The sequence below is a fragment of the Allobosea sp. LjRoot237 genome, assembly GCF_964253285.1.
GTDB lineage: Bacteria > Pseudomonadota > Alphaproteobacteria > Rhizobiales > Beijerinckiaceae > Allobosea.
Window position 1 is genome coordinate 1 of the sequence record NZ_CAXUQP020000001.1, and the last position, 11747, is coordinate 11747.

General features: G+C 62.5%; 5 protein-coding genes and 1 pseudogene. 5 read left to right on the forward strand and 1 reads right to left on the reverse strand.

Features of this window, described 5'->3' with window-relative positions:
- Positions 1 to 116: 116 nt before the first annotated feature.
- Positions 117 to 1265: a sensor histidine kinase gene (locus tag ACSQ24_RS00005; RefSeq protein WP_436092715.1), complete on the reverse strand. Its 1149-nt coding sequence runs from the start codon at positions 1263 to 1265 to the stop codon at positions 117 to 119.
- 445 nt (positions 1266 to 1710) lie between these two features.
- Between ACSQ24_RS00005 and ACSQ24_RS00010 the strand changes: the two genes are divergently transcribed.
- From ACSQ24_RS00010 to ACSQ24_RS00030, 5 genes and pseudogenes are all read left to right on the forward strand, one after another.
- Positions 1711 to 8151, forward strand: a complete 6441-nt coding sequence (locus ACSQ24_RS00010; protein ID WP_436092716.1) for a hypothetical protein — start codon at positions 1711 to 1713, stop codon at positions 8149 to 8151.
- A gap of 109 nt (positions 8152 to 8260) precedes the next feature.
- Complete coding sequence (locus tag ACSQ24_RS00015; RefSeq protein ID WP_436092717.1) at positions 8261 to 9883, forward strand: arylsulfatase; 1623 nt, start codon at positions 8261 to 8263, stop codon at positions 9881 to 9883.
- A gap of 100 nt (positions 9884 to 9983) precedes the next feature.
- Entirely contained in the window at positions 9984 to 10325 is a 342-nt protein-coding gene (locus ACSQ24_RS00020; protein ID WP_436092718.1) for a hypothetical protein, read from the forward strand.
- Positions 10298 to 10705, forward strand: coding sequence for a hypothetical protein (locus tag ACSQ24_RS00025; protein WP_436092719.1), 408 nt, complete (start codon positions 10298 to 10300; stop codon positions 10703 to 10705). The genes ACSQ24_RS00020 and ACSQ24_RS00025 overlap by 28 nt, the downstream gene beginning before the upstream one ends.
- A 564-nt stretch (positions 10706 to 11269) precedes the next feature.
- A pseudogene (locus ACSQ24_RS00030) lies at positions 11270 to 11502 on the forward strand (helix-turn-helix transcriptional regulator).
- Positions 11503 to 11747: the final 245 nt, after the last annotated feature.

Here is an 11747-nt window from a genome sequence, read left to right on the forward strand (position 1 = left end):
TGCCAGCGCCTGCGCCTCGAACACCGTGCCGGCCTCGGCCACCACCTCGATATCCGCATGCGCCCGCAGCAGCCGCCGCAGGCCGCGCCGGGCCGGCGGCTCGTCGTCTATCAGCATCACGCGAAGCATGCATTCCCCCTCAGCAGCAGCCGCGCCACCACGGCGTCGCCGTCCTGGACCAGGGACAGCTCGTGACGTGACGGATAGTGTAGTTCGAGCCGCCGCCGGGTGTTGGCCAGGCCCACCGCCGGCCGGTCGCCGGCGCGAGGAGCCAGCTGGCCGGGGTTCACGACCTCGATCACGACGGCGTCGTCAGCCATCCGCCGGACAGTCACCCGGACATCGAGCATCTCGGCGGACGACCGCAGCCCGTGCTTCAGAGCATTTTCCACCAACCCCTGCACGACCAGGTGGGGCACGGGGACCGCCCGCACTGCCGGATCCATCTCCACGGAGCAGCGCAGGCGGCTCTCGAAGCGCAGCTCCTGGATGCGGACAAAGGCCCGCACCGCCTCGATCTCGTCGCTCAAGGGGCACACCGGCCGGGCCTGCTGGTCCAGCGAGTAGCGCAGATAGGCGGCGATGCGGTGGGTCATCTCCAGCGCGGCTTCGGGATTGTCCGGAATCTCGGCAGCCACAGTGTTCAGCGCGTTGAACAGGAAGTGGGGATCCAGCTGCAGGCGCAGGTGCTGCAGTTCGGCCCGGGTCGCGGCCGCCTGCGCCTCGCTGCGCCGCACCCGCTCCGACCGGGCGTCGACATCCGCCCGGATCCAGAAATAGGCCAGCGACCAGCCGAGGAAGACCGCAGTATAGAAGACCGCCGGCACGGCGTCATTGGCCGCAATGTTGCCCGCTGGGATATCGGGAAACAGGCCGTCCTTGAGCGCATTGGCGATCCCCATCTGCAACAGCCCGCCAAGGACGGAGCAGGCCAGCGCCCAGGCGGCAATGACGGCCCCGCGATGGCTGGTTCGCTCCAGGTAGAACTTGTAGGCCGCGGCCGTCAGGACGAAGCCGATGGGGTCGAGCACCAGGGTCAGCGCCACGGCCAGCGCGACATCGCTGAAGGCGGCGAGCCGCGAGGCCAGGCCGAAGAACGCGATGAAGATCCAGGCTGCTGTGTTCGCGCGCCAGAAGGATACCGGGGTCGACGAACTGCCATCCGTGGCGCCATCCGCAGCCGCGAAGGGGAGGGAGTCAGCGAGCCTTCGAGCCTCCGCTGGAAGATTCATCCAATCGCATTCCTTGCCGATTGCGGCTGCCATGATGCGGCGACCGCCCGGCCGTGGAAATGTCGATTCATCGACTGGATCGGCCGTTTCATCGAATCGGGCAAGCGCCGATCGACGCAACGATATTAGGATTTTGGCCGAGCGGTTAGTGTTTTGCGTCTGCCCGAAGGACCGATAACACCCTTCCGCCGATCCGTGCCTGGCGTTATTTCATAGTCAACGTGACTATATACCAAGTAGAATAAATTATATCTATTAGGATTATAAATATAAAATACAGCGCTTCTTGGTTTATGTGGCGGTCTGCAGCATTAAATTTCGCTATTATGTGTCAATTTTCCTTTAAAAAGCTATATTATATGAGTTAATTACCTTAAATCCGATCGGATAAGATCAATTTATTCTGCTGTTGTAACCAGTAATTGAGCAAGATGCTGCGACGCGCAATCAAGTCACGCGCTAGTTGGGGAACGGCTGGATGAAGCGGTTTGTCGGGCCGATGGCCTTTTCCATGGTTGCAGCATGGCAGCCCGCCACCGGGCTTGCCCAGACCGTACCTCCTATCGCGCTCGACCCTACGGCCACCGTAAGCGGCCAGAATAACTTTACGATCACGAGCCTTCCTTACGGCGTTTGGTTCGCGGCTGGCTTTTATCAGTATGAGTATGTGACGCCGCTGAGCCTGACGATGTCCAGTTCGTCGGTGGCGGTTAACACGAGCGGCCTGTCCGGCAGCATTGTGCCTATGCGGGCGATTTACCAGCTCAGCTCCAATATTTACCCGGGTACCGCGCCCGGCCAGATTTCCACGAACATCAGCAACAGCACCATACAGCTTACCTTTGAGCCGTCGACAATGCCGGCCGGCAGTTATTCGACGATCGGCCTCTACATGGAAGCGGACGCTAGCAGTGGCGGGGCGTCATCGCCTGGCGCCGACGCCGGCAGCATAGATTTCAATCTCAGCAACAGCACGATCTCGGTCTATTCGAACGTTGCCGGGTCAGGCGCTGCCGTAGGCGTTCTGTCGCAAGGCGGCGCCGGAGGGACCGGTCAGGACAAATCAGCTGGCGGGCATGGCGCTAACAGCGGAATCATCACGGGGGCCGTATCCGATGTGACGCTCTATGGCGCCGGCCAGGGCATTGGGGGCCTCGTCGTCAACCAGATCGGCGGCGCTGGCGGAAATGGCCTGGCCAACGAGGAATTCAGCAGCGGCGGCACCGGCGGCAATGCCTCGGGCATGTATGTTCTGTTCAGCAGTTCCGGCCGGGGCAGCTCGATCATGACGGACGGCGACAACGCGCCGGGCATCGCGATGTTGGCAACGGCCGGAAACGGCGGCGCCGGGTCCGATCATGATGGCGAGCTTTCCATCAATGAGACGGGAAGTAACGGCGGCGCGGGTGGTTCCGTCCTGTGGGCCACCGATCCCACCGGCGCCTCCAACAGCATTTCATTCCGCAGCTGCACGCCGAATCTGAGTTGCAGCGGCTCCCTGTCGATCTCGACGAGCGGGCAGAATGCATATGGCATGCAGCTGGTCGCCATGGCAGGAAATGGCGGAAACAGCGGTAAAATCTCCGCCTTGGGTGATCTCTCGCCCGGCACCCCCGGGGTCGGCGGAACGACCGGATCCGTGTCGCTCGAACTGTTCCCGAACGCGACGATCAAGACCACGGGAGACGGCGCCAGCGCCATTCTGGCGCAGGCCCAGGGCGGCATTGGCGGTTCGAGCGGCGGGGTCTACCAAGACAGCGGCAACGCCAGCACGGCGCCGGGCGGTCAGGGCGGCACCGGCGGCAATGTCTGGATCTATCTCCACCCCCAGGTCAGCCTGACCACCTCGGGCACATCCGCTGATGGCGTGACGGCGCGCAGCGTCGGCGGTCTTGGCGGTTCGGTGGGCGAGGCAGCCGGAGGTATCGGCGTCGCCTATGGCGCAAACGGCGGCCGCGGTGGCAACGCCACCGGCATCAACATCACGTCCAACGCGACCATCAACACGACAGGTTCGACGTCCCGCGGGATTCTCGCTCAGGTGATTTCCGGCACAGGCGGTAATGGCGGCGACACCGGCGCGCTCTTCTCCAGTGATTCCGGCGGGCCGGGCGTGAGCGGCTCCGTCGGCAATATCGAGCTCACGAACAGCGGCGCGATCACCACCACCGGTTCGTATTCCCAAGGCATACTCGCCCAGTCGATTTCCGGCGGCGGGGGCGCCGGCGGCAGCGCGACCGGCAGCTTGTTCTATGACCAGGGCGGCGGAGGCGCCGAGAACAGCAACGCCGGCGCCGTCTATATGACGAACAACGGCTCGATCACCACCTCGGGTGAAGCGGCCATGGCAATCGTCGGTCAGTCGGTCGGCGGTGGCGGCGGGATGGGCGGAACAGCCGGCGGCGTCTTCTATGCATCCGGCGGCCAGGGAGGCGCGGGCGGAGCCGGAGGAAACGTCAGCTTCGACCTGTTACCAAGCTCGCTCGTGACGCACGGCTTGCTCGCGCACGGGGCCGTCGCCCAGTCGATCGGCGGCGGCGGCGGCGCTGGCGGCAACAGCTATTCGAATTCGGCCGCCGCGGCCTACAGCGTCGGCGGAGCAGGCGGCTCAGGCGGGGCGGGCGGAGCTGTGGCGATCAGCGCCACGGGCCTCTCCACCTCAACGAGCGGGGCCGGCGCCATTGGCATTGTCGCACAATCGGTGGGCGGCGGTGGCGGCTCTGGTGGCGGCGCCTACGCGACGAGCGTCGGTGCGTCCTTCAGTGCAGCCGCCAGCCTCGGAGGCTCCGGAGGCTCGGGCGGCGCCGGCGGCGCTACGTCGGTGACGCTCGCCAACTCCAGCGTCGGAACATACGGTGCTTACGACGCCCATGGCGTTGTGGTCCAGTCGATTGGCGGCGGCGGTGGCAATGGCGGCGGCGCCTCGGCCAACGCCGTGGCGGTGTCCATGCCCATGCCGGCAGAATCGGGCCCGTCAACATCGTTCACGATCACGGCCGCCTACGCCGTCGGCGGCTCCGGCGGCAATGGCGGCAGCGCCTCGGACGCGTCGCTGGCGATGAACGGCTCGACCATCAGCACGTCCGGTGACGGCGGCCACGGCGCGATCGTTCAGTCGATTGGCGGCGGCGGCGGCAATGGCGGCGACAGCTCGGCGATGACGGCGTCGTTCGGCTACGGTTTCACGCAGTTCCTGCCAGAAGATACCATCAGCTCGCAGTCGGTTTCAGCGACGGTTGCAGTTGGCGGCACATGCGCCAGTGGTTCGTCATCATGCATTGGCGGAAACGGCGCGTCCGCTACATTTACGCTTGGGCAGAGCAGCGGATCGCCGGCGGCCTCCGTCACGACCGCAGGCGACCTAGCGGCAGGCGCCGTGGTCCAGTCAGTCGGCGGCGGCGGCGGCAATGCCGGTGTCGGCAATGCCAACACCAATTCCTACGGCATAGATAGCTCCTATAGCCTGACGATGAACATTGGCGCCCAGGGGGGCGCCGGCGGCAATGGCGGCAATGCAAGCGCTACAATCAACGCGACCGGTTCGATCAGCACCTCGGGAGAAAGCGCCCCGGGCCTCGTCGTGCAGTCGATTGGCGGCGGCGGCGGCATCGGCTCAGGCGGATCGGGTAGCATCGAAGGACTTCTCGACTGGGCGCAGAGCGTCGCCAAAGGCGACGGATCGGAACTGCCATCCCTCAATCTGAACCCCAATGTTAGCGTGGGCGCCCAATACGGCAGCGGAGGCTCCGGCGGATCCGTCTCCGTTTCCCATTATGGCGCGATCACGACCCGCGGCAGCGATGCGCCCGGCATCATCGCCCAGTCGATCGGCGGCGGCGGCGGCATCGGCGGCTCTGCTGGAAAACCGACGAGCGTCTACCTGTCCCCGGTGCAGACCGGCCCTTCGAGCAGCACGCCCTCCGTCGACATCACTCTTCGGCTGAATGTTGGCGGCATCTCCCCCTCGGGTGGAAACGCCGGAACGGTGGCGGTCACCCATGGCGGCACGACCGCGACGTCAGGTGATTATTCGCACGGCGTGCTCGCCCAGAGCATCGGCGGCGGTGGTGGTCGCGGCGCCGTCGCCTACCTCAATAACCAGTCGCAGAACGCCATGGGGAGCTTCGTGTCATCCGCAATTCATGCGGAAGTCTTTGTCGGCGGTCAGGGGGTGGTCAACCAAGAGAGGTTTGGCGGCTCCGCGAATGTCTTGCTGTCCGGCGACATCAGCACGGGTGGCTTTCAATCCTACGGTGTCCTTGCCCAGAGCATCTCTGGCGGCGGTGGCACAGGCGCCGATGCAACGTTCGACCCCAGTGGAAGCTATCAACTGGGTGGCTTCGAGCTCGGAGCGATCATGCAGGGCAGTAATCCGTTCTTCGCCCAGACGAGCATACAATTCGGTGTGCCCGCGACGATCACGACCACCGGCCAGGCGGGGCACGGGATCGTCGCGCAATCGATCGGCGCCGGCGGCGGCGTCATCGGGATCGGTTCCAGCGCCAACAGCGGCAACAGCGGAACACGGACAATAAGTATCGGTGGCGCTAGTTCCTATGGCACTGGTGGTACGGTCAATGTTGCAGCCACTCCGACCGTGACCACTTCGGGCGCCGGCGCGTTTGGCGTCCTGGCGCAGAGTATTGGCGGTGGCGGCGGCATCGTGGAGACCGTTTCCGGCGGCGCAATCTCGTTAGTGCAATTCGGAACCACTAACGGTGGCGGCGATGGTGGGGCGGTGGTGGTCGGCGCATCCGGAGCCGGAACTATTTCGACCCGCGGTGTCGGCAGTCACGGCGTTGTCGCGCAATCCATTGGCGGTGGCGGCGGCGTGTTCAGCAACTATAGCACCGGCCAAACTCCGGCGTTCACCACGAACATGCCCATTCCGGTTAATACGACTTCCGAGGGCAATGGCGGCCAGGTGTACGTCGTGGCGGGGAACGTCTTCGTCACTGGCGCTGGTGCGTTCGGTGTCCTCGCGCAAAGCATTGGCGGCGGCGGCGGCCTGTCTGCCTTGAATGGCGCCGTGTATGCGGGAACCACCAGCGTCGAGACACTGAGCCCGGATCCCTATTTTGGCGGACCGGTCAGCGTTACCGTCCAGAGATCGGTAACGGCCTCGGGAGACAATGGAATCGGCGTATTCGCCCAGAGCAGCGGCCCCGGCGGCGGCGGCGATATCACCATCGAGGTGGGCACGGATGCGAACGACCCCGGATTTGTATCCGGCGGCGGTGGGGAGCAGGGCGCAGGCATCGTACTCGCCGGCGGCCGCACCAATCTGGTCACGGTCGGGCAGGGCTCCTGGGTGTGGGCGGCATCAGGCATAGCGATCAAGCAGGTAGGCTTCTCTTCCGTCAACGTGGCCAACTACGGCACGGTCTATGGCGATACGTTGCTCAATGGCGGCAGTTTCACGACCGGATATCAGGTCGGCGGAAGCCCGCCGCCGCCTTCTGCAGGCACGCTCACAAACTTCGGCGTGGTCGCGGCGACGCCGGGCCGGCGTTCGATCATCGACGGTCATTTTGTCCAGACGGCGAGCGGGCGTATCGCGCCACATCTCGATTACAGCAATCTGCGCAGCGGCAGTCATATCGTCACCGGCGATGCAAACCTGGCCGGCAGCATTCAGCCGACGCTTGCAACGGCGATGCCGAACATCTTTCTGCCGGCATTCCAGGTCAACGGCACCGTCACCGGTACGCTCACCGCGCCCGACAGCCCTCTGTTTTCCTACACGCTGCGGGAAACGGCGCAGAAATATGACGTCGCCATCACGGGGGCCCATTTCAACGCGTCGCGATTTGGACTGACGTCGCTTCAAAGTGGCGTTGCGAGCGCCCTGCAGACCATGTTCTTTCAGGGAAAACCACAACTCGGAGCGTTTTACGCCGGCCTTGACAGCGCGGCTGGTCAGGGAGCGGCGTCATATCGGAGTACGCTCACGGCCTTGGCGCCGCGAAGCGCCACGACGTTGTTCTCTCACGTCTCTGCCAACGCCACGCGCATTGCCGACGCCTCGATGAGTTGCCCGATGTTTGGCGGCGCCGGCGTCGGCATCGGCGCGCACGCCTTCCTCACCGAAGGGGAGTGCGCCTATGTGACGACGCGAGGACAGCGGACGACGCTGAGCGGCGATCTGGACCGGGGCAGGGCGAGCCTCGACTCCGCGGCCTGGCAGATCGGTGGCCAGGGCAAAATCGGCGAAGGCCTGCTGCTCGGCGGATCGCTGGCCTATCAGGCGGATTGGTTCAGCGGACGCGACGGCGTGTCCGCGCAGGGATCGAGCCTGCAGGGCGCAGTGACCCTGAAATACCAGACGGGGCCATGGTTGCTGACCGGCGCGCTGTTCGGCAGCTTCGGCGAGTATGACGTCAAGCGGAATGTGACGGCCCCGACCTTCGCCGCCATTGCGAGCGCTGACGCCGGCTTCTATGCGGCAGGCCTGCGCGCCCGCGCCGCCTATACCTTTGGTGGCGAGAACTTCTATGTGCGGCCTTACCTGAACCTCGATCTGGTGCACTCCCGAAATGGCTCATTCGCGGAAAGCGGCGTCGGCGATCTTGGCCTGCGGGTCGATGGCGGCCTGTACAATACGGCGATCCTGACCCCCGCCGTCGAGGTCGGCAGCCGTCTCGACCTGTCGAACGGCATGGTGCTGCGCTCGTTCGTGTCAGCCGGTGTCAGCCTGCGCTCGAACGATACGTGGAAAGGGTATGCCGGCTTCAATGGCGACGTCAGCCATCAGCGCTTCGCCATGAGCGCACCGATGGGCCGGGCCGCCGCGCGAGTCTCCGCTGGTCTGCAACTGTTCCAGAGCGAACTCATCGACGTGCGGGTGCAATACGACGGTGAATACGGATCTGAAGCTATCAAACACGGCGCTACGGCGAGCTTCGCTTATCGGTTCTGAGTGATCCAGATATGGGCGCCGCATGCCGGCACTGCACTCCACATTTAAAATGCCGAGGGCCTGAGAGCGCTCAGGGTGATCGGTAAAAAATTTTAATGGAGAGATCGATATGAATACTCGTGGCAAATGGCTCAGTATATCTGCAGCAATCGGCCTGATTACAGGATTGAGCGTGCCCTCCGTCGCGCAGCAATCACAGCAACAACAACGGCCTAACATCGTCGTCGTCATGGGGGACGACATCGGCATCTGGAACATCGGCGCCTACCATCGCGGAATGATGGCGGGGCGCACGCCCAACCTTGATAAGCTTGCCGCCGAGGGCATGCTGTTTACCGATTATTACGCCGAGGCGAGTTGCACGGCCGGGCGGGCCAACTTCATCACCGGCGAGCTGCCGATCCGCACCGGCATGACGACGGTTGGCCAGGCCGGTGCTCCCGTCGGGCTGCCAGCGCAGGCGGCAACGATTGCAACCGTGCTCAGGGGAATGGGCTACGCTACGGGCCAGTTCGGCAAGAACCATCTCGGCGACAAGAACGAGTTCCTGCCGACCGTGCACGGATTCGACGAGTTTTTCGGCTATCTCTACCATCTCGACGCGATGGAGGACCCGTGCCATCCGAACTATCCGCAGGACCTCAGGTCGCAGGTCGGCCCGCGGAACATGGTCCATTCGCTGGCAACCGACATTGACGATGCCACGGTGGACCAGCGTTGGGGCAAGGTCGGCAAGCAGACGATCCAGGATGCCGGTGAGCTTTGCCCGAAGCGGATGGAGACCGTAGACGACGAGATCCGGGACTTGTCCTTCAAGTTCGTCGACAAGGCCAAGGCGGACAACAAGCCGTTCTTCCTCTGGCTCAATCCGACCCGCATGCACATCGTCACACATCTGTCGCCGAAGTACGAGGCGATGCGCAATTCGAAGAACGGCTGGTCGATTCAGGAAGCCGGAATGGCGCAGCTGGATGACGATGTTGGCCTGCTCATGCAGAAGCTCAAGGACATGGGCGTAGACGATAACACCATTGTCGTCTTCACCACCGACAATGGCACGGAAGTCTTCACCTGGCCGGATGGCGGGCAGACGCCCTTCGCGCAAAGCAAGGGCACGGTCATGGAAGGCGGCTTTCGCGTGCCGGCGATGATCCGCTGGCCGGGCCGAGTGCCAGCGGGCAAGGTCGAGAACGGCTTGATCTCGGGGCTCGACTGGTTCCCCACCTTCGTCGCGGCGGCCGGCAACCCCAACATCGCCGAAGAGCTGATGAAGGGTAAGCAGATCGGCGATCGCAACTACAAGGTCTACCTGGACGGCTATAATCAGATGGACCTGATCACCGGCAAGGGCCCGTCGAACCGGAATGAGATCTTTTACTTCGGTGAAAGCGAGCTCGGCGCAATCCGCATCGGCGACTACAAGTACCGCTTCATTGATCAGCCCGGCGGCTGGCTCGGCGACAAGACCAAGGCGGATGTGCCCTACCTGACCAATCTTCGCCTCGACCCGTTCGAGCGCACCGGTTGGCCGGAGAATGGCACGAAATCAGGATCTCAGAACTACTTCACCTGGTTCCAGTACGAGTTCTGGCGCTTCGTCTTTGTCCAGCAGCAGGTCGAGAGGCTGGCGATGACGGCGGTTGAGTTCCCGCCGATGCAGAGGGGGGCAAGCTTCAACCTCGATGCGGTAAAAACGAGGATCGAGGCCGCAAGGTCGGCGATGGGCAAATAGGTGCGCAATTTCAACCGTCATAGCGGCGGCCTTCAGTAACGCAGCCCAAGGTGAAGTCGTGCGGAACTCCCGTACGACCTTATCGGGTGGCGGTCTCGAGTTGGATGTTCCGGTAGATCAAAGCGTCCGGTTTTTGGCTGCGGCTCAACTTCCGGTTCGGCTGGCCACTGTTTTTGCTACCGCTCGAGGAATCGAGAACCTTGGCCGCAGGATCGAAGGGTTTTCAGCCGGTAACAGGCTCGGCCCCGATGGCGAGGAACGGCCGCCAGCCAATGCCGATCTTGTACAAAGTACAGGTACTATTGTTGAGGCAAACCTTCTTGCCGGTTTTGATTCTTGGGGCGCCGATCAAAATCATCACCAGCCGCTGAAAATCACCGCAACGACCGGTCTGTCAGGATGGGAAATTAGCATATGCACGCGAAGCGAAAATTATTTCTGATCGTAGTTGCGTCAGTTGAAGCATCGATTGGCATCGCTCTTCTTGTTCTGCCTTCCGTTCCGCTCGCACTCCTGCTTAGCTTGGAAAGTGCTACCGTCGAGACGCTTTTTGTCAGTCGCATCGCGGGCGCGGCGCTACTTGCTATGGGCATTGCAAGCTGGATAGCGAGAACAGACGAGCTAAATCCTCCGCTATTCGGATTGCTCATCGGCATCTTGATCTACAATGTGGCTGCTTCAATTCTGTTCGTGTACGCGGGTGCGATCCTGAAGATGACCGGCCACCTGCTTTGGCCCGCGGTTGCCTTTCACGCAAGTCTTGCCGTCTGGGGAGGGTTGCTTCTACGCGTCATTCCCGGCGAGCTCGGCAGAAAACGCTGACAGCGCTTTTTCGACAATTGATCGCGCGCCTGGGCGAACCGCAGGAGGTGAGCGTATCCGTTGAGGTGCAGATCATAATCGGCACCCTCATACTGCATTGTGCCTATTGGATCAGATACCGCTGGATTGCGGTGAGAATACCTTTTCACAGCGCCTTCATCGGCCACGTCGTCCAACCAGCTTCTTCTTCGGAGGCGCGCTGTTTTCTGCCCTCTTCTTCAGGCATCTTCCCGAACTCGCCGCGTTTCCGACAATTGCAGAGGCCCTGATCACCGGCTCGGCAAAGCAATTGAGGCGTCGAAGCCGTCATTGCCTGCGGGGTGATCGACCAACAATGCCGTCCAGCCCTTTGAAGACCTGCCGGAAAGCAGACATTCGGAACGTCCGAGGAGGGCCACGACGAGACGTCTGCGGTGAGCCATCGAACTGCGCGGCTTGCCCTGCCCTCCTGTGCATCTTGCGGGAGGCATCCCGTGTGGGTTCGCTATGCTACTCGGCACTCACCCAAGGCGCATCCAATCGTGCAACAGGCGGCTGCATCATTGCTTGGCCTCAGGAGATCTCGTGTCGACCCCTGCCTACCTCACGCTCGAGGAAGTTGTTGCCCGCTACCGTAGCCAGATCAGCGAAGGCACGCTGCGGAACTGGAGAGCGATCGGATCGGTCCGTCCTTCATCAAGATCGGCAAGGCGGTCCTCTATCCCGTCAGCGAGCTCGATCGTTGGGACAAATCCAATCTGGTGATTTGCAGACCCTCCTGGTCTTTGTCGTTGGAGGAGTACGCTCCGGGAGGTTGAGGTGGATCACCATAGCTGGCTGTTCAAGCCATCGGTGATGCGATATGACGAAATTCACGATGCGGAATCCGTGACAAAGCGGGATTGTAGAGTGTTGTACAAGCATAAGCGTGATTGTTGATTATTTATCACGAGTAGTCACGCTCTACATATTCCACTTAGAGACCCCTCCTGATTTCGAATTTAAAGCATGACATTGAAACATAACAAGAATTCAACTTAGAGTAGACTGGTGCATAATAATC

What these genes read in the sequence shown, in the direction of transcription:
- ACSQ24_RS00010 (WP_436092716.1), top strand. Translation starts at nt 1,711, where the DNA reads ATGAAGCGGTTTGTCGGGCCGATGGCCTTTTCCATGGTTGCAGCATGG.
- ACSQ24_RS00025 (WP_436092719.1), top strand. Translation starts at nt 10,298, where the DNA reads ATGCACGCGAAGCGAAAATTATTTCTGATCGTAGTTGCGTCAGTTGAA.
- ACSQ24_RS00005 (WP_436092715.1), bottom strand. Translation starts at nt 1,265, where the DNA reads ATGGCAGCCGCAATCGGCAAGGAATGCGATTGGATGAATCTTCCAGCG.
- ACSQ24_RS00015 (WP_436092717.1), top strand. Translation starts at nt 8,261, where the DNA reads ATGAATACTCGTGGCAAATGGCTCAGTATATCTGCAGCAATCGGCCTG.